Raw genomic sequence first — 17,041 nt, forward strand, 5'->3', positions numbered from 1 at the left:
GCGCAAAGGTCGCCGAGGTGCGCGGCAACGGTTTTGGCGCCTTGGGAATCGGCATGTCCGGCAGGGGCTTGCCCGAGGGCTGGGGTGTCGGCTGCGGCATCGGCGTTGTTGGCGCAGGCGGTTCGTAAGGCTGTTGAACCGCACAGGCGCTCAGGCCTAGAGCTAGCGCGAGCAAGGTGATACGGGCGAATACGGCCATGGCGGCTTCTCTTGTAAGTCAGCTAAGACCCCCTGTGGCAGCGGACTTGCTCGCGATTCAATCAATGCGGATTCACTGGAGGACCGCGTCGTCTGCATCGCGAGCAAGCCCGCTGCCACATTCGGGGCATTTATTTATCCGGGCTGTCGATGGTCAGCTGTTGCAGCTCCCGAGTGCTGCTGGACAGCGGCTGGCTGCGCCCTACCCACTCGCCTGCTGTTGGCTGGCCAGCACGGGAGATGCGTGCCATTAATTGGACTTCAGGAAAGTTGGACAGTTTCAATTGCGGCATCATTGCATCGACATCGCCCAGCTCAACCGTGATCGGCAGGTCCGCCACAGTCACGCGCTTGACCGCCAACGGTGCCGGCGGGCCGGAGACCGCACGGGCAAAGATAAACACGCTGTCACCCGGCAAGGCGCTGGCCTTGACCGCATCGGCCAGATCCACGTTGACCTTGATCGAGGCCATCGCCTTGGCCACAGGTGCAGTTTCAACCTTGCCGCCGAGGGCCTGCAGTTGCTCACGGGCCTTGGCAATACCGCCTTCCAGCGCCGCGCGGGAGGCGTCGCCTTCGGGCAGTTCGGTCATCAACCGTTGCCAGTAGCCAATGGCCTGTTCGAAGCGCTGGTCCTCGAAGGCGGCGATGCCCAGCAGGCCCAGGCTGGTGACTTCCTTCGGGTCGGCCTTCAAGGCTTCATCGGTCAGCGCCTGGATTTTGTCGCTCCACTTTTTATCGTCGGCAAAGTACTGCGCCTGTGCCCACTGGCCCAGCAACTCGGGCTGACGACCGGCCAGGTTGGCCGCGCGTTCGAACACCCTGGCCGCATCCGCAGGACGGTTTTGTGCCATATAGGCACGGCCCAGGAAGTACAGGCCTTCGGCCGAGTCAGGTTGCGCAGCCGCGGCACGCTCAAGGCGCGCGACCATTTCTTCAAGGGATTGCGGCGGCTGGGAGAACTCGCGGGTCAATTCGACCTTGTCGCTGGAACCAAAATGCAGGTACAGGCTCAAGCCCAGTACCGGCACCAGCACTGCGGCCAACAACGGAATGGCCTTGCCCAGACTGGACACCCGCCCCGGCGCCACACCTTCGGTGTCCGCGAGCAATTCGCGGGCCGCTTCGGCGCGGCCGGTTTCGAACTGTTCAGCGGTCAACACGCCCTCTTCGCGCTGGGCTTGCAACTCGGCCACCCGCTCTTGATACAAGGCAACGTTCAAAGCGGTACGGTCTTCTTCGCGCTGGGCACGGCGCCCGCGCAATACCGGGATCAATAAAAAGCTGAGGGCTATCAGTAGCAGCAAGCCTGCTGCGAGCCAGAAATCAATCATCTTTGGTTTTATCCAGCAAAGTGTCGAGGCGCTTGCGCTCCTCGGCAGAAAGTGTGTCCGAACCTTCGGTCTGCTCTGTACGTCGACGGCGCCCGACGATGACGCCAATCACCACCAGACCGCCCACCAGCAGGGCCAGCGGGCCAAACCAGAGCACTGCGGTCTTGCCGGTCAGGGCCGGTTTATAGAGCACGAAATCGCCGTAGCGGGCGACCATGAAATCGAGGATCTGCTGGTTGTCCTTGCCTTCACCGAGCATGCGATAGATCTCGCGGCGCAGGTCGGTGGCAATAGGGGCGTTGGAGTCGGCGATGTCCTGGTTCTGACACTTGGGGCAGCGCAGTTCCTTGGTCAGCTCACGAAAACGGTCGCGCTCGGCGTCGTTGGCAAACTCGTAGGTATCGATGGCGGCATGGGCAACCCCGGTCAGGGTCAAACCGAAAACCACGGCGGCTAGCCAGCGCTTCATGGTTTGGCCTCGTCAACCAGTGCCTGATATTTACCCGCAAGCTGCTCGCGCCACACGGTCTCGTCGATCACGCCGACAAACTTGTGGCGGATGATGCCCTTGCTGTCGATCAGGAATGTCTCAGGAGCGCCGTACACGCCCAGATTCAGGCCCAGGGAGCCGTCTGCGTCGTTGATGTCCAGCTGATAAGGGTTGTGGAAATCCTTGAGCCACTTCTTCGCATCTTCGTTGACGTCTTTGTAGTTCACGCCGTAGATCAGCACACCCTGATCGGCCAGTTTGGTCAGCACCGGGTGCTCGACCCGGCATGAAATGCACCAGGTAGCCCACACGTTGACCAGCGCAGGCTTGCCCTTGAGGTCAGCTTCGGTGAGGGTTTTGTCCCCCTCCACCGAAGGCAGGCTGAAGGCCGGGAACGGCTTGTCGATCATCGCCGACGGCAGCTCGGTCGGGTCCAGATACAAGCCCCGGTAGAGAAACCACGCCATACCGAGAAAAACGGCCAGCGGGACCAGCATCAACCAACGTCTCATGCCGTGGCTCCTGTCATGCCCAGTGCTTCACGCACGCGGCTTTTCACCTTGACCCGGTAGCGACGATCCATCGCTGCCAGCAATCCACCAAAGCCTGTGAGCAGACCGCCAAACCAGATCCAGCGCACAAAGGGTTTGACATGCACCCGCACAGCCCAGGCGCCGTTGTCCAGTGGCTCACCCAGAGCAACATAGAGGTCACGGGTGAAACCGGCGTCGATCCCGGCTTCGGTCATCATCGAGTTCTGCACCGTGTAGAGGCGTTTTTCCGGGTGCAGTACGCTGACTTCCTTGCCATTGCGGATGACACGCACGGTGCCTTTGTCAGACGTAAAGTTCGGACCCTGGAAGTGCTTGGCGCCTTCAAAAATAAAGTGATAACCGCCAAGCTCCATCGACTCGCCCGGTGCCAGGCGCAAGTCGCGCTCGGCACTGTGCTGGCTCGACAACACCACCCCCAGCGCACACACGGCGATACCCAGGTGGGCAATCTGCATGCCCCAGTAGCTGCGGGTCAGGCTGCGCACGCCTTTGATCAGGCCCTTGTGACGGGTTTTGTCACCGATGTCACGCACCCCGGCCAGCAGCACCCAGGCCGACAGCATAAAGGTGGTCAGCACCGCCCAGTTGAAGTCGCCATAAGCCACTCCGGCAATTACCGACAGCGCGGCGCTGCCCAGCAGTACGGGGGTGAGCATGCCCAACAACCATTTGACCGGAGTGTCTTTCCAGCGCACCAGCACACCGACGGCCATCACCACCATCAGCAAAGCCATGAGCGGGATAAACAGGGCGTTGAAGTACGGCGGGCCCACCGACATCTTGGCGCCACTGATGGCATCCAGAATCAGTGGGTATAGGGTGCCGAGCAGAATCATCGACGCGGCCACCACCAGGATCAGGTTGTTGCCCAACAGCAGGGTCTCACGGGACCACAGCTTGAAGCTGACATGGCTTTTCACCACTGGCGCACGCAGGGCAAACAGGGTCAGCGAACCGCCGACCACAAACAGCAGGAAGATCAGGATGAATACGCCGCGCTCTGGGTCGGAAGCGAACGCATGCACCGAGGTCAACACGCCGGAACGCACCAGGAACGTACCCAGCAGGCTCAGGGAAAACGCAGCTATCGCCAGCAGTACGGTCCAGCTCTTGAACACACCACGTTTTTCGGTCACGGCCAGCGAGTGAATCAGCGCCGTACCCACCAACCATGGCATGAACGAAGCATTTTCTACCGGATCCCAGAACCACCAGCCGCCCCAGCCAAGCTCGTAATAAGCCCACCATGAACCCAGGGTGATGCCGATGCCGAGGAAGGCCCATGCCACGATGGTCCATGGACGCGACCAGCGCGCCCAGGCTGCGTCCAGCCGACCGCCGAGCAAGGCAGCAATGGCAAAGGCAAAAGCCACGGAGAAACCGACATAGCCCATGTACAGCATTGGCGGGTGAACAATCAGGCCAATGTCCTGCAGTAGCGGGTTAAGGTCGTTGCCATCCGAAGGAATCTGCGGCAGCAAGCGCACGAAAGGATCTGAGGTCAGGATCAAAAACAGCAGGAAGCCGACACTGATCATGCCCATGATCGCCAGCACACGCGCCAGCATCACTTGTGGCAGCTGCCGCGAAAAGATCGACACGGCAAAGGTCCAGCCGCCGAGGATCATCGCCCACAACAGCAGCGATCCTTCGTGGGCACCCCACACCGCGCTGAACTTGAAGTACCAGGGCAGCGCGCTGTTTGAGTTGCTGGCTACGTACGCCACGGAAAAGTCATCGGCCATAAAGGCATAGGTCAGGCAGGCAAAGGAGAACAACAAAAAGGCAAATTGCCCCCAGGCAGCGGGTTGCGCCAGGCTCATCCACAATTTGTCGCCGCGCCAGGCGCCCAGCAGCGGCACGATGGCCTGCACAATGGCAAAGCACAGGGCCAGAATCATGGCCAGATGGCCCAATTCGGGAATATAGAGTCCAGACATCAGTACTTACCCTCACTTGCAGGCACAGGCGCGGATTGGCCACTTTCGTTCAGCGCCTTGGTCACTTCGGGCGGCATGTATTTTTCGTCGTGTTTGGCCAGCACTTCATCAGCCACCACCACACCCTGGGCATTGAGCTTGCCCAGCGCGACGATGCCCTGCCCTTCACGGAACAAGTCCGGGAGGATGCCGCGATACTGGATGGTCACCGATTTGTTGAAATCGGTGACCACAAACTGCACGTCCAGCGAGTCACCTGAACGCTTGAGCGAACCGTCCTCGACCATGCCACCGGCACGGATCCGGGTATCCAATGGCGCTTCGCCATTGGCGATCTGGGTCGGGGTGTAAAACAGGTTGATGTTCTGCTGCAAGGCGCTCAGGGCCAGGGCCACGGCAGCGCCGACCCCTACCAGAATCGCCAGGATTATGATCAAGCGTTTTTTGCGCAGCGGATTCACTTCGAATTCTCCCGACGCAAACGACGCGCCTCTTGTTGCAGATAACGCCGGCGCGCCATGATTGGCAGTGCCACGTTCAACCCCAGCACCGCCAGGCAAATGCCATAGGCCGACCAGACATATACCCCGTGATGGCCCATGGCGAGAAAGTCGCCAAAAGAAGCAAAACTCATCGCGCACCCTCCAGAGCCTTCAACACCTCAGCCTTGACCCAGGTGCTGCGGGCCTCGCGCTTGAGCACCTCAAGACGCATGCGCAACAGCAGCACCGCGCCAAAGAAGCAATAAAAGCCCAGCACCGTGAGCAACAGCGGCATCCACATTTCCATGGGCATGGCCGGTTTTTCGGTCAGGGTGAAGGTCGCGCCCTGGTGCAGGGTGTTCCACCACTCCACCGAGTACTTGATGATCGGAATATTGATCACGCCCACAATCGCCAGCACCGCGCAGGCCTTGGCCGCACTGTCGCGATTGGTGATGGCGTTGCCCAGGGCAATCAGGCCGAAATACAGAAACAGCAGAATCAGCATCGAGGTCAGACGCGCATCCCAGACCCACCACGAGCCCCAGGTCGGCTTGCCCCACACCGCACCGGTGACCAGCGCCACGGCTGTCATCCAGGCGCCAATGGGTGCGGCGGATTGCAGGGCCACGTCGGCGATTTTCATCTTCCACACCAGCCCTACCACACCGCACACCGCCAGCATCACGTAGCAGGATTGCGCCAGCATGGCCGCAGGAACATGGATATAGATGATGCGGAAGCTGTTGCCCTGCTGGTAGTCCGGCGGTGCAAAGGCCAGGCCCCAGATCACCCCGCAGGTGATCAGCAACACGGCGGCAATGCTTAACCACGGCAACAGCCGCCCACTGATGGCATAGAACCATTTGGGCGAGCCGAGTTTGTGAAACCAAGTCCAGTTCATCACGCTGCTTCCATCACGGTGCCGGTCACGACAGGTGTGCTGTCATGCCAGCCAGGGTCTTTACTGGCCCACGCAGGCCAGACCTCATTATTCGCCGACGCTGATTTTCAGGCCGGCAGCTATTGCAAAAGGTGTCAGGGTTACAGCCAGGGCGGTCAGGCTACCAAGCCAGAGCAAATAACCGGTTGCAGGCATGCCTTGCAATGCCGCCTGCAGGGCGCCACTACCAAGGATCAATACCGGGATATATAAAGGCAGAATCAATAGCGCCAGTAGCAAGCCGCCGCGCTTGAGGCCCACGGTCAGGGCAGCGCCCACGGCACCAAGCAGGCTCAACACTGGCGTCCCCAGCAGCAACGACATCAGCAACACCGGCAGGCACGCCACCGGCAGCCCGAGCATCAGGGCCAGCAGGGGTGACAGGATCACCAGCGCCAGACCGGAAAACGCCCAGTGTGCCAGCACCTTGGCCAGTACCAGTAGAGGCAGGGGGTGCGACGAAAGGACCCACTGCTCAAGCGATCCGTCCTCGAAATCACTGCGGAAAAGCCCGTCCAGCGAGAGTAAAACCGCTAAAAGGGCCGCGACCCACAGCAGTCCTGGAGACAAGGTTTGCAACAATTTCGTCTCCGGGCCAACGGCCAGCGGAAACATTGCGATGACAATCGCGAAGAACACCAACGGGTTGGCCAATTCGGCCGGGCGACGGAACAGCAAACGCGCTTCGCGCGCCACCAACACGGCAAACACACTCATACAGCCCACTGCCCCAGGTCGATATTGCGGTAACCGGCTGGCATCCGGGTCAAGGTATGGTGCGTGGTGAGCACCACCATGCCGCCGCTTTCACAGTGGCGGGCCAGGTGTTCTTCGAGTTGCGCCACGCCCTGTTTATCGAGCGCGGTAAACGGCTCATCGAGAATCCACAACGGCGGGCTGTCCAGATACAGGCGGGCCAGCGCCACACGGCGCTGCTGCCCTGCCGACAAGGTGTGGCACGGCACATCCTCAAAACCCTGCAAGCCGACCTCATGCAACGCAGCCCAGATGGCATCACGGGTTGCCTGGCGATGCAAGGCGCACAGCCAGCTGAGGTTTTCTTCGGCCGTGAGCAAATCCTTGATTCCCGCCGCATGGCCGATCCACAGCAAATTGCTGGTCAATTCATGACGTTGGGCGCTCAGGGCCATACCGTTAAGCCGTACTTCACCAGCCGTTGGCTGCATCAGGCCCGCCAACAAGCGCAGCAGGCTGGTTTTGCCGCTGCCGTTGGGGCCGCTGATTTGCAGCATGTCGCCGCTGGTCAGACGCAATTCGAGGTGTTCGAACAGCATCCGCCAGTCACGCTCACAAGCGAGCGCTACGGCTTCTAAAAGAGGGCTGGTCACGTAATTGAGGCCTTCACGGTTCAAGTCGGCGCAGGCATGGCCGTTAAAGTGATGCAGGATAAATGCATTTGCGGCCTGATTCAGAGAGCTGGATCAAACAATTGTTATGTTTTTTAGGCGCTCTGAACGACGGGGCAGCATTATACATGCCATGTCCTACGCTAAAGAGGGCAATTTCGACAGGTTGTTACGATGAAAGGCGACATGAATATTCCACCCATCCCACAATCCGCCCCCAGCAGTGTGCGTCAGGGGCTTGTGGGCGGTGAAGTGCTCAAGTTGCTGCAGCCCGCAGAGGGCCTGATAAAGCCCGGCCAAAGTGCCCAGGCCGAGGTGCTGTCACTCAAGCAAAACGATCTGAGCTTCCAGCTTTTGCTCAAGTTGACCCTGGCCAGTGGCCGCGAAACCAACGTGCAGGCCAGCAGCAATTTTCCCTTGCCGCTGGGCACCCAACTGGCCGTGACCCAGCCTTCTGCGGGAAACCTTGCGATCAGCCTGCAACAGGCCCTGAGCAGCAGCGTCGCCACTCTCACCCGCCTCGATACCCGACAATTGCCAGTGGGCACGCTGCTGCAAGGCAAGGTACTGACCACTCAGGCCCTGGCGCAGCCCGCAGGGCAACCGACGGTTTATCGGTCACTGGTGACCTTGCTCAACAGCGCACTGAGCGGCACGACCCTGACCCTGGACAGCCCGCTGCCCTTGCGTATCGGCAGCTTGCTTAGCGCCCGTGTGGACGGCCCGCAGAGCCTCGAGTTTGTGCCGCTGAGCGGGCGCCAGGAACAACTGGCTGTGGCGCAACAACTGGCAACACAACAGAGCCGGCAAGGCTCGTTGGAGGGCCTTTTCAACGCCCTGCAAAAACTGCCGGCCACTGCCGACATGCCTGCTGAGCTGCGTGCATCCATCGACAAACTATTAGCCGGTTTGCCTACGCCCTACCAACTGAGCAACGCCAAAGGCCTGGGTGATGCCCTGCTCAACAGCGGGGCATTTCTGGAGGCCCGACTGCTGACCGGGCAAACCCCGGCACAGGCCCCTGACATGAAAGCTACCTTGCTGCGCCTTATTGCGCAGATCCTGCCCGGTCTGCCGTCAAGCACCAGCTTCAACCCCGGCATGGCTGCCAGCACCCAGGCCCAGGCCTTGCCGACTTTTGTGCGTAATGCCCTGGGCATGCTCGGCCAGGTCAGCGCCAAACCACAGCCCGGCGGCTTCCCCTTGCCCCAGCGCTTGCTGCAGAACGGTGAAGGTGAAGACAGCCTGGAGAACTTGCTGAAACTGGCAGCAGCAGCTGTCTCGCGGCTGCAAAGCCATCAGCTGTCCAGCCTGGAACAGAGTGGGCGCACGGCCGAGGGTGGTGTACTGACCACCTGGCAACTGGAAATCCCCATGCGCAATGCTCACGACATCGTACCTTTGCAGGTCAAGTTCCAGCGTGAAGACCCGCCGGAAAAACAAGCGCAAGGCAAAACCGAATCCCGGGAGATCAAGGATCAACTATGGCGCGTGGAGCTGGCCTTCGACCTCGCCCCCCTGGGCCCGCTGCATGTGCAGGCGCAGCTGTTGCGGGGCAACCTGTCGGGCCAGCTCTGGGCCGAACAGGCATACACCGCCCGCCTGATCGAAAGTCAGCTGGGCAACTTGCGTCAGCGTCTGAGTGATGCCGGGTTGAGCGTGACCGATCTGGATTGCCATCAAGGCATCCCGCCGCAAAGTGGCCATACCCGTCTGGAACAACGCTGGGTCGATGAAACCGCATGAATACACCTGCCGAACCGCGCCAGGCGATTGCCCTCAAATACGACGGCAAACAGGCCCCTACCCTCACCGCCAAGGGCGATGACGAACTGGCCGAAGCCATCCTGGCGCTGGCCCGTGAACACGAAGTGCCGATCTATGAAAATGCCGAGCTGGTCAAATTACTGGCGCGCATGGAGTTGGGTGACAGCATCCCGCAAGAGCTGTACCGCACACTGGCAGAGATCATTGCCTTTGCCTGGCAGCTTAAAGGTAAATTCCCAGAGGGTTTTGCCCCCCAAACCGAGCCGGAGGAACGCGACATCACTCCCCGTTAAACACTCTATCGCCTTCGTAGCAGCTGCTACAGACCGGGCGTTGAGCGCAGGGCGCTATCCACCTGCTGCGCCGCTTCGAGCAGCCTACTGTCCTGACGAAATCCGCCAATCAGTTGCAACCCCACTGGCAGCTCCCCCGACGCCCGGGGCATCGGAATATTGAGCTGGGGCAGGCCGAATGCCATCCAGAACTTGCAGAAGTCTGATGGCCCGGTGCTCTGCAACCCCAGTGGCGCAACCATGCCGCAGGTGGCACCCAGCATCGCGTCAAAGGCTTCGAAATGCTCCTTCAACACCGGCGCCAACGCCGCCAGCCGAGCCTTCGCTGCCGTTTCCTGCTGCCAACTGGTGGCCCGCGCCCTATCAATCATGGCCAGCACTTGCGGGCTCAGTTGCTCGGGGTTCGATTGCCACTCCTTGCTCAGTGAACGGGCACCCTCGCAGTCATTGATCAACTGATGATCATCGAAAACACTGGCAAACTCGTCCTCCAGTATCACCTCGGTGACGCTGTGGCCTGCGGTTTTCAATTGTTCCATAGCTGCCAGCAAGGCCTTAGCCACCGGAGGATCGATCTGATCCCAACGCGACGTACGACAAAACCCGAATGAACGGGCGCCATTCTCCCCGTTCGTTTGCGGCAAGCCGGGCACCAGTACCCGGGCGAGCAGCGCCAGGTCGCGAACCGAACGGCCATACCAGCCCAGGGTGTCGAAGCTCGGCGCCAGGGGCTTGACCCCTTCCAGGGAAACCAGCCCATGGGACGGCTTGAAGGCATACAACCCGCAATAGGATGCAGGCTTAAGCAGCGAGCCCGCCGTTTGCGTGCCCAGGGCAAGGGGGAAAAAGCCCGCGGCCATGCCCGCAGCAGAGCCGGCACTGGAGCTGCCCGGCGTCCTCTGCAGGTCATGGGGATTACGCGTCGGCCCCGTGTGCATATAGGCAAACTCAGTGGTATGGGTTTTACCCATGATCACCGCCCCGGCCTGACGCAGCAGCGCAACCACATGGGCATCCCGCGAGGGCCGGTTGTGGGCGTAGATCGGCGAGTAAAATGCAGTCGGATGGTCGCCGGTATCAATGATGTCCTTGACCCCCACCGGCACACCGGCCAATAAACCATTGATCTGCGGGCTGCCCAGGCACAGCGCCTGTTTACGTACGCACTGCGCATCGAGCGCGGCAAACGCCTGGATTGCAGGTTCGCGGGCATTGGTTTGCGCCAGAAAATGCTCAGCCACCTGCCCGGGGCCAAGCAGCGCCTTGCGTACGTGTTCGGCGATCGCGCAGGCATCTGCAGTGTCAAGAAAGCTCATGTGATGTTTAACCTCGGATTATGGCTGCGTTACACGGCATACACCGCTGCCCAATCGGCAAAACCCTTGATCTCAATGGGGTTGCCCGAGGGGTCGAGGAAAAACATCGTCGCCTGCTCCCCCGCTGTCCCGGCAAAGCGCAGGGTCGGCTCCAGTACAAACTGCACGTCACGGCTCAGCAGGCGTTCTTTGAGAGCGTGCCAGTCGGGCATGGCCAGTACCACGCCAAAATGCGGCATGGGCACCCGGTGCTCGCCGACTTTCCCGGTATTGCTAACGGAAAACGGCTCGCCCAGATGCAACGACAACTGATGGCCGAAAAAGTCGATATCTACCCAGCTCTCCGTGCTGCGGCCCTCAGCACAGCCCAGCACGTCGCAATAAAAGCGCCGCGCCGAGACCAGGTCGTGAACGTGATAGGCGAAATGAAAAAGCGATTGCACAGTGACCTCCTGAAACCGGAACAAGCCTGATGGCCCTTGCGCCAATGATGCATTGCCGTCTTCAATAGAACTAACCTGTTATTTTATCCGTGAAAGAAAGAAATTCTTATGGATACGCGCTACCTCAAAAGCCTGATCGCCGTGGTGGATTGCGGCTCGATTGCCAGGGCAGCACGCCTGGAAAACCTCACTGCCGCCGCCGTCAGCCAGCGCATTCTGGCCCTTGAGCGCCAGCTCGGGCTGGAGCTTCTGGTGCGCATCGGGCATGAGGCCAAACCCAGCCTGGCCTGCCTGGATTTACTGCCCCGGGCACGTGCCATCGTCAATGAAGTGGCGCTGCTGGCAGGTGATGCCGATAGCCAGGGCCTGACCGGCCCCTTGCGCATCGGCGCCATTTCAACCGTGCTCACGGGGCTTCTGCCACAGGCCTTGCGCGCCTTGACCCGCTCAACCCCGCAACTGAAACCGGTCATAGTGCCCGGCACATCGCGCGCGCTGTATCAGGCGCTGGAGGCCAATGAGCTGGATGCCGCGATAGTGGTCGCACCGCCCTTTGCACTGAGCAAAACCTTCGAGGTGGTAGTGCTGCGCAAGGAGCCTTTGCTGTTTATTTCCAATGAACCCTCCACGCAAGGCATCGACGCCCGCCTGCAACACTGCCCGTACATTCAGTATGACCCCGATGCCTGGGGCGGCCGCCATGCCCTGCAGTACTTGCAGGATCACAGCTTGTCACCCGCTGCCCTGCTCGATCTGGATGCACTGGAAACCATCGCCCTGCTCACGGCACAGGGCCTTGGGGTGAGTCTGGTGCCATGCTGGTCGGGAATTGAGCGCTGGACCGGCAGTTGTGTGCTGGAGCCGGTCGGGGATGAGCGCTATGACCGAGAAATTGTGCTGCTCAGCCTTGCCCAAGGGCCAAGGTTGCGGATGGTAGACGTATTGCAGCGGGCGCTGCTGGAGACTGCAGGCAGTCACCTGTAGCCGCTGAGGAGCGCAGCCTCGCTACGCACTTGAGCGGCTACGGTCAGTCACCCAACTCAACCCTTGTACATCTTGCTCATCAGTTCGGCTTCAGCCTGGGTCAGGCCGCATGCCTGGGTCAGCTCATCAACACTGGCACCCATGCTCACCAGCCGCGCCGCCTGGTTGAACGACAGGCTGGTAGGGTCACGCTGCTCAAGCTGAGTCAGCTTCTCGGGCAGCGGCGCAACCACGGCGCGCAATTCGTGCAGGGCTTCGCCCATCTGCACATTGCCGTTCTGGTAGGTATCCAGGCGCCGCGCCAGTTCCCGAAGGCGCCGGTCTCGCTGTTCATCGGCCGCAGCCTGTTGCGCCACAAGCACCCGCTGACGGCGCACGTGGCTGACAAACAGCCACAGGGTCACGGTCCATAACAGGCCCAGGACGATTACCGCCGCCTCAAGGATCAATCAGATGTTCTCCAGATCCGACCATTCTTCCTCGGTCATCATTTTGTCCAGTTCAACCAGAATCAGCAGTTCGCCGTTCTTGTTGCACACACCCTGGATAAACTTGGCCGATTCGTCATTGCCCACGTTAGGCGCCGTTTCGATTTCGGACTGACGCAGATACACCACCTCTGCCACGCTATCGACCAGAATCCCAACCACTTGCTTGTCGGCTTCGATGATGACGATGCGCGAGTTATCGGTGATTTCGGCGTTGTACAGACCAAAACGCTGACGCGTGTCTATGACCGTTACTACGTTGCCGCGCAGGTTGATAATACCCAACACGTAGGAAGGCGCACCCGGTACCGGGGCGATTTCGGTGTAACGCAGCACTTCCTGCACTTGCATCACATTGATGCCATAGGTTTCGTTGTCCAGCTTGAAGGTAACCCATTGCAGGATCGGATCTTCAGAACCCTGTGCCGCTGACTGTTTCATACCCCAAACCCCTGACTGAAATACTGCTCGATTCTGATAACTGGTGATCCGCCCTCGCAGGTGAATCGACCACGATTATTGTTATGACTTGCCCTTGGCGATCAATGCCGCCAGCTGCTCCACATCCAGCAATGCGCACATGTGTTCAATCACCGTGCCCGCCAGCCACGGACGTTGCCCGCGTTGTGAACGCCATTTGATTTCATTGGGGTGCAGGCGCAACGAGCGGCTGACCTGATGCACCGCCAGCCCCCATTCGTAACCCTGTACGGAAATCACGTATTGCAGGCCTTCGCGCAAATCATCGCGATAGCGTTCAGGCATCACCCAGCGCGCGGTATCGAGCACGTTGAGCTTGCCGCTCTGGCTGGGCAGGATCCCCAGAAACCAGTCTGGCTGGCCAAACAGCGGAGTGAGTTCACGCCCGGCCAGTGAGTAGATCGAGCCCAGGCACACCAATGGCACCGCCAGGGTCAACCCCGCCACGTCGAACAGCAGGCACTCGAAAGGTTCGGCAGCCCAGGCCGGGCGACCATCATCGGGAACCGGCAAATGCGCCCCGGGGGCACTGGGCCGATGCACTTCAACCAGCGGATGGGCCAGCGCCTCGGCAGGCACACCGACCTCAGACAGCTCCACCGGCATCGCCAGCGGCGCTTCAATGGGTTGCGCGGCGGCAGGTTCCGCCTCCGGCTGCGCGGGTGCGGGTGCGGGTGCGGGGTCAGCCGCTTCCAGCGCCTGGGTTGCATCAAACAGCAAGTCGTCGAGGTACGACTGCAAGGCCACTTGCGAGCGGTTGGAAAGTGCTACTGGCTGCGTCATAAAGTGCCCCACTCATCAGCCTCGCGACAGAGACCTGTAGACGTTATCGGCCAGACCCGACCGATACTTGAATGCCCGCCCACTTCACGCCACCTGCGGTGCAAGCTGGCGGGTGAGGACGTGCTTGAGCAACGCACGGTAGGCGATCACTCCACGGGTTTTCTCATCGAACTGCGAAGGCGTCTGCCCGGCACGGCTGGCATCGCGCAAACGAGTATCGACCGGGATAAAACCCTGCCACAGGGTCTCGGGGTACACATCGCGCAATACTCGCAAGGTACTCATCGACGCCTGGGTACGACGGTCGAACAACGTCGGCACGATACAGAACGGCAGCTCCTGGGGGCGCGAGCGGTTGATCATGCGCAGGGTATGCACCATGCGCTCCAGGCCCTTGAGCGCCAGATGCTCGGTTTGCACCGGGATGATCAACTGCTGGCTGGCCGCCAGCGCGTTGACCATCAACACACCCAGAATCGGCGGGCTGTCGATGATCGCGTAGTCATAGTCCTGCCACAGTTGCGCCAGGCTGCGGGCAATCACAAGGCCCAGGCCGCTTTGCCCCGGAGCCTGACGCTCGAGGGTCGCCAGGGCCGTGGTGGCCGGCAGCAAGGAAATTTTCTCGTGGCTGGTGGGCAACAGCAATTGCGCGGCCAGGCCCTCAGGCACCTGGCCCTGATGCAGAAACAGGTCGTAGACACTGTGTTCCAGACCATCGGGGTCATAACCGAAGTAGCTGGTCATGGAGCCGTGCGGGTCAAGATCGACCACCACCACGCGCTTGCCCGCCTCTGCCAGCAAACCGGCCAGGGCGATGGATGTGGTGGTCTTGCCGACCCCACCTTTTTGATTGGCTACTGCCCAGACTCTCATTCAGTTGTTCCTCCCGGCTGCATGCGTGCCGGCCGAGATTTATAGGGTTGGCGACGGGGAATTGACGGCATTCCCGCGAACCAGTGGCTGTGTCTGTGGCGGTGCAGTTTGTGTGCCAGCCCGCTTCAAGGCGGCATCCGGTGTTGCATGGGCGCTGCCCGTGCCAGTCAGGCTGCGGCGTACCTCAAGGTTGCGCGACACCACCAGCACTACCCGGCGATTGAGCGCGCGCCCCTCTGGCGTAGCGTTGTTGGCCACCGGCTGAAACTCGCCGTAGCCCACCGAGGCCATGCGCCCGGGGCTGACCCCCTGCATGGCGAGCATGCGCACGATGCTTGCCGAGCGCGCCGATGACAATTCCCAGTTGGTCGGGTACTGCGCGGTCCGGATCGGCAGGTCGTCAGTAAACCCTTCGACATGTATCGGGTTTTCAAAGGGTTTGAGTACTGCGGCCACTTTGTCGATGATCTCGAAGGCTGCATTGCTGGGCATCGCATCACCGCTGCCGAACAGCAGGCTGGAGTTGAGTTCGATCTCGACCCACAGCTCATTGCCGCGCACCGTCAATTGTTTGGACGCGATCAAATCACCAAAGGCATGGGTGATGTCATTGGCAATGGTCTTGAGCGGGTCATCGGGGCGCTGCCCCAAACCGGCGTCAGTATTTTCGCTGTCTTTTATCAAGGGTTCGGCAGGCTGGGTGGTCAGCGGGCGCTCTTCTCCGATGGGCACCGGCTTGATGCTGCGCTCGGTGTCATTGAACACACCGACCAGCGCCTGGGAAATCACTCGGTACTTGCCCTCATTGATTGAAGAAATCGAGTACATGACGACGAAAAAGGCAAACAGCAAGGTGATGAAGTCCGCGTAGGACACAAGCCAGCGTTCGTGATTGACGTGTTCATCCGCGTGGCGACGGCGCCGGCTCATAGTTAACCTGTAAAGCCTTGAAGTTTGAGTTCAATGGAGCGCGGGTTCTCGCCCTCGGCAATCGACAGGATGCCTTCGAGCAACATCTCACGGTACAGCGACTGGCGCATGGCAATGGCCTTGAGCTTGCTGGCAATGGGCAGCAACACCAGGTTGGCGCTGGCCACCCCGTAAATGGTCGCGACAAACGCCACCGCAATGCCACTGCCCAGTTGCCCTGGATCGGCCAGGTTGCCCATAACGTGGATCAAGCCCATGACCGCGCCAATAATGCCGATGGTCGGGGCGTAACCGCCCATGCTCTCAAACACCTTGGCGGCCTCGATATCGCGGCTTTCCTGGGTCATGTAGTCGACTTCCAGCACGCTGCGAATGGTTTCCGGCTCTACTCCGTCGACCAGCAATTGCAGGCCCTTGCGCGAATAGCTGTCGGGCTCGGTATCGGCCATGCCCTCCAGGCCGAGCAAGCCTTCCTTGCGGGCCGTAAGGCTCCAGTTGACGACACGGTCGATACCGCCCGTCATGTCGATACGTGGCGGAAACAGGATCCACACCACGGTCTGCATTGCGCGCTTGAACGCACTCATGGGCGACTGCAGCAATGCCGCGCCCACAGTGCCGCCCAGCACGATCAACGCCGCCGGGCCATTGGCCAGAGCGCCCAGATGGCCACCCTCCAGGTAGTTGCCGCCGATAATCGCGACAAACGCCATGATGATGCCAATCAGGCTGAGCACGTCCATCAGTGGCAAGCCTCGGCCAGGTGCCGGCCAATGTCATCGAGGCTGTACACCGCATCGGCCAGGCCGGCTTTGATGATGGCCATGGGCATGCCGTAAATCACGCAACTGGCTTCGTCCTGGGCCCATACCTGGCTGCCGCCCTGTTTGAGCATGCGCGCGCCTTCGCGGCCGTCCGCGCCCATGCCGGTCAATACCACCGCCAAAACTTTGTCACCAAAGGATTTGGCCGCCGAGCCGAAGGTGATATCCACGCACGGTTTGTAGTTGAGGCGCTCATCGCCCGGCAGGATGCGTACGGCACCACGGCCGTCGATCATCATTTGCTTGCCGCCAGGTGCCAGCAAGGCCAGACCGGGGCGCAGGATATCGCCGTCCTCGGCTTCCTTGACACTGATGCGGCAAAGCTTGTCCAGCCGCTCGGCAAACGCTTTAGTGAACGCGGCCGGCATATGCTGCACAAGCACGATCGGCGCCGGGAAATTGCCCGGTAACTGAGTCAGTACCCGTTGCAAGGCCACCGGCCCACCGGTTGAAGTACCGATAGCCACCAGCTTGTAAGCCTTGCGCTTGGGTGCGGCAGCCGCCGGGGTTGGCACAGGGCCGCCACGGCTGGCAATGGGTGTGGTGCGCACC

General features: G+C 60.7%; 21 protein-coding genes and 1 pseudogene. 3 read left to right on the top strand and 19 right to left on the bottom strand.

The window, feature by feature from the left end; all coding sequences use genetic code 11:
* The 10 genes and pseudogenes from GHO42_RS23420 to ccmA all read right to left on the bottom strand — a co-directional run.
* A pseudogene (locus tag GHO42_RS23420) lies at positions 1–199 on the bottom strand (hypothetical protein); the annotation flags it as partial.
* Positions 200–329: 130 nt separating this feature from the next.
* Positions 330–1,532 (bottom strand): c-type cytochrome biogenesis protein CcmI, encoded by a 1,203-nt coding sequence (ccmI, locus tag GHO42_RS23425; RefSeq protein ID WP_153327660.1) that lies wholly within the window; start codon positions 1,530–1,532, stop codon positions 330–332.
* Positions 1,525–2,001, bottom strand: a complete 477-nt coding sequence (locus GHO42_RS23430) for a cytochrome c-type biogenesis protein (protein ID WP_095018891.1) — start codon at positions 1,999–2,001, stop codon at positions 1,525–1,527. The genes ccmI and GHO42_RS23430 overlap by 8 nt, the downstream gene beginning before the upstream one ends.
* Positions 1,998–2,534 carry a DsbE family thiol:disulfide interchange protein gene (locus GHO42_RS23435; protein ID WP_088377708.1) on the bottom strand — a complete coding sequence of 179 codons (537 nt, stop codon included), beginning with the start codon at positions 2,532–2,534 and terminating at the stop codon, positions 1,998–2,000. Before GHO42_RS23435 ends, GHO42_RS23430 begins: the two co-directional genes overlap by 4 nt.
* On the bottom strand, positions 2,531–4,516 hold the full coding sequence (locus tag GHO42_RS23440; RefSeq protein ID WP_165446540.1) for a heme lyase CcmF/NrfE family subunit: 1,986 nt from the start codon (positions 4,514–4,516) through the stop codon (positions 2,531–2,533). The genes GHO42_RS23435 and GHO42_RS23440 overlap by 4 nt, the downstream gene beginning before the upstream one ends.
* Positions 4,516–4,977, bottom strand: coding sequence for a cytochrome c maturation protein CcmE (ccmE, locus tag GHO42_RS23445; RefSeq protein ID WP_016781527.1), 462 nt, complete (start codon positions 4,975–4,977; stop codon positions 4,516–4,518). The genes GHO42_RS23440 and ccmE overlap by 1 nt, the downstream gene beginning before the upstream one ends.
* A complete protein-coding gene (gene ccmD, locus GHO42_RS23450; protein ID WP_016781528.1) occupies positions 4,974–5,150 on the bottom strand; it encodes a heme exporter protein CcmD in 177 nt (58 codons plus the stop codon). Before ccmD ends, ccmE begins: the two co-directional genes overlap by 4 nt.
* Positions 5,147–5,905, bottom strand: a complete 759-nt coding sequence (locus GHO42_RS23455) for a heme ABC transporter permease (RefSeq protein ID WP_176464297.1) — start codon at positions 5,903–5,905, stop codon at positions 5,147–5,149. Before GHO42_RS23455 ends, ccmD begins: the two co-directional genes overlap by 4 nt.
* 84 nt (positions 5,906–5,989) lie before the next feature.
* The gene (ccmB, locus tag GHO42_RS23460) at positions 5,990–6,658 is read right to left on the bottom strand and encodes a heme exporter protein CcmB (protein WP_016781529.1); all 669 of its coding nucleotides are present in this window, start codon (positions 6,656–6,658) and stop codon (positions 5,990–5,992) included.
* The gene (ccmA, locus tag GHO42_RS23465) at positions 6,655–7,290 is read right to left on the bottom strand and encodes a cytochrome c biogenesis heme-transporting ATPase CcmA (RefSeq protein WP_095024387.1); all 636 of its coding nucleotides are present in this window, start codon (positions 7,288–7,290) and stop codon (positions 6,655–6,657) included. The genes ccmB and ccmA overlap by 4 nt, the downstream gene beginning before the upstream one ends.
* A 192-nt stretch (positions 7,291–7,482) precedes the next feature.
* Here ccmA and GHO42_RS23470 point away from each other — a divergent pair, with 192 nt between their 5' ends.
* Complete coding sequence (locus GHO42_RS23470; RefSeq protein ID WP_153327655.1) at positions 7,483–9,054, top strand: flagellar hook-length control protein FliK; 1,572 nt, start codon at positions 7,483–7,485, stop codon at positions 9,052–9,054.
* The gene (locus GHO42_RS23475; protein ID WP_095002080.1) at positions 9,051–9,368 is read left to right on the top strand and encodes an EscU/YscU/HrcU family type III secretion system export apparatus switch protein; all 318 of its coding nucleotides are present in this window, start codon (positions 9,051–9,053) and stop codon (positions 9,366–9,368) included. The genes GHO42_RS23470 and GHO42_RS23475 overlap by 4 nt, the downstream gene beginning before the upstream one ends.
* 26 nt (positions 9,369–9,394) lie before the next feature.
* Here the strand turns inward: GHO42_RS23475 and GHO42_RS23480 are convergent, their stop codons facing one another.
* Positions 9,395–10,684: an amidase gene (locus GHO42_RS23480; protein WP_153327653.1), complete on the bottom strand. Its 1,290-nt coding sequence runs from the start codon at positions 10,682–10,684 to the stop codon at positions 9,395–9,397.
* Positions 10,685–10,713: 29 nt separating this feature from the next.
* Complete coding sequence (locus GHO42_RS23485; RefSeq protein WP_095002082.1) at positions 10,714–11,127, bottom strand: VOC family protein; 414 nt, start codon at positions 11,125–11,127, stop codon at positions 10,714–10,716.
* A gap of 108 nt (positions 11,128–11,235) precedes the next feature.
* Here GHO42_RS23485 and GHO42_RS23490 point away from each other — a divergent pair, with 108 nt between their 5' ends.
* Positions 11,236–12,111 (top strand): LysR substrate-binding domain-containing protein, encoded by an 876-nt coding sequence (locus tag GHO42_RS23490; RefSeq protein WP_153327649.1) that lies wholly within the window; start codon positions 11,236–11,238, stop codon positions 12,109–12,111.
* A gap of 56 nt (positions 12,112–12,167) precedes the next feature.
* Here GHO42_RS23490 and GHO42_RS23495 read toward each other — a convergent pair whose 3' ends face one another.
* The 7 genes from GHO42_RS23495 to cheB form a co-directional block, all read right to left on the bottom strand.
* On the bottom strand, positions 12,168–12,560 hold the full coding sequence (locus GHO42_RS23495; RefSeq protein WP_153327647.1) for a DUF2802 domain-containing protein: 393 nt from the start codon (positions 12,558–12,560) through the stop codon (positions 12,168–12,170).
* Complete coding sequence (locus tag GHO42_RS23500; protein ID WP_016781537.1) at positions 12,561–13,040, bottom strand: chemotaxis protein CheW; 480 nt, start codon at positions 13,038–13,040, stop codon at positions 12,561–12,563.
* Between the two features lie 81 nt (positions 13,041–13,121).
* A complete protein-coding gene (locus tag GHO42_RS23505) occupies positions 13,122–13,862 on the bottom strand; it encodes a CheW domain-containing protein (RefSeq protein WP_153384195.1) in 741 nt (246 codons plus the stop codon).
* 84 nt (positions 13,863–13,946) lie between these two features.
* Positions 13,947–14,735: a ParA family protein gene (locus GHO42_RS23510; RefSeq protein WP_095002086.1), complete on the bottom strand. Its 789-nt coding sequence runs from the start codon at positions 14,733–14,735 to the stop codon at positions 13,947–13,949.
* Positions 14,736–14,774: 39 nt separating this feature from the next.
* On the bottom strand, positions 14,775–15,665 hold the full coding sequence (gene motD / locus GHO42_RS23515) for a flagellar motor protein MotD (protein WP_095002087.1): 891 nt from the start codon (positions 15,663–15,665) through the stop codon (positions 14,775–14,777).
* A gap of 2 nt (positions 15,666–15,667) precedes the next feature.
* Complete coding sequence (locus GHO42_RS23520; protein WP_095002088.1) at positions 15,668–16,408, bottom strand: flagellar motor protein; 741 nt, start codon at positions 16,406–16,408, stop codon at positions 15,668–15,670.
* On the bottom strand, positions 16,408–17,041 hold a 634-nt coding region (cheB, locus tag GHO42_RS23525), incomplete at its 5' end, for a chemotaxis-specific protein-glutamate methyltransferase CheB (protein ID WP_153384196.1). The genes cheB and GHO42_RS23520, both read right to left, overlap by 1 nt.

Source organism: Pseudomonas sp. FSL R10-0056 (assembly GCF_009600105.1).
Classification (GTDB): domain Bacteria; phylum Pseudomonadota; class Gammaproteobacteria; order Pseudomonadales; family Pseudomonadaceae; genus Aquipseudomonas; species Aquipseudomonas bubulae.

Excerpts from the sequence above, each read along its gene's own strand:
- ccmI (WP_153327660.1), bottom strand. The coding sequence starts at position 1,532 with ATGATTGATTTCTGGCTCGCAGCAGGCTTGCTGCTACTGATAGCCCTC.
- GHO42_RS23430 (WP_095018891.1), bottom strand. The coding sequence starts at position 2,001 with ATGAAGCGCTGGCTAGCCGCCGTGGTTTTCGGTTTGACCCTGACCGGG.
- GHO42_RS23435 (WP_088377708.1), bottom strand. The coding sequence starts at position 2,534 with ATGAGACGTTGGTTGATGCTGGTCCCGCTGGCCGTTTTTCTCGGTATG.
- GHO42_RS23440 (WP_165446540.1), bottom strand. The coding sequence starts at position 4,516 with ATGTCTGGACTCTATATTCCCGAATTGGGCCATCTGGCCATGATTCTG.
- ccmD (WP_016781528.1), bottom strand. The coding sequence starts at position 5,150 with ATGAGTTTTGCTTCTTTTGGCGACTTTCTCGCCATGGGCCATCACGGG.
- ccmB (WP_016781529.1), bottom strand. The coding sequence starts at position 6,658 with ATGAGTGTGTTTGCCGTGTTGGTGGCGCGCGAAGCGCGTTTGCTGTTC.
- GHO42_RS23470 (WP_153327655.1), top strand. The coding sequence starts at position 7,483 with ATGAAAGGCGACATGAATATTCCACCCATCCCACAATCCGCCCCCAGC.
- GHO42_RS23475 (WP_095002080.1), top strand. The coding sequence starts at position 9,051 with ATGAATACACCTGCCGAACCGCGCCAGGCGATTGCCCTCAAATACGAC.
- GHO42_RS23480 (WP_153327653.1), bottom strand. The coding sequence starts at position 10,684 with ATGAGCTTTCTTGACACTGCAGATGCCTGCGCGATCGCCGAACACGTA.
- GHO42_RS23490 (WP_153327649.1), top strand. The coding sequence starts at position 11,236 with ATGGATACGCGCTACCTCAAAAGCCTGATCGCCGTGGTGGATTGCGGC.
- GHO42_RS23500 (WP_016781537.1), bottom strand. The coding sequence starts at position 13,040 with ATGAAACAGTCAGCGGCACAGGGTTCTGAAGATCCGATCCTGCAATGG.
- GHO42_RS23505 (WP_153384195.1), bottom strand. The coding sequence starts at position 13,862 with ATGACGCAGCCAGTAGCACTTTCCAACCGCTCGCAAGTGGCCTTGCAG.
- GHO42_RS23510 (WP_095002086.1), bottom strand. The coding sequence starts at position 14,735 with ATGAGAGTCTGGGCAGTAGCCAATCAAAAAGGTGGGGTCGGCAAGACC.
- motD (WP_095002087.1), bottom strand. The coding sequence starts at position 15,665 with ATGAGCCGGCGCCGTCGCCACGCGGATGAACACGTCAATCACGAACGC.
- GHO42_RS23520 (WP_095002088.1), bottom strand. The coding sequence starts at position 16,408 with ATGGACGTGCTCAGCCTGATTGGCATCATCATGGCGTTTGTCGCGATT.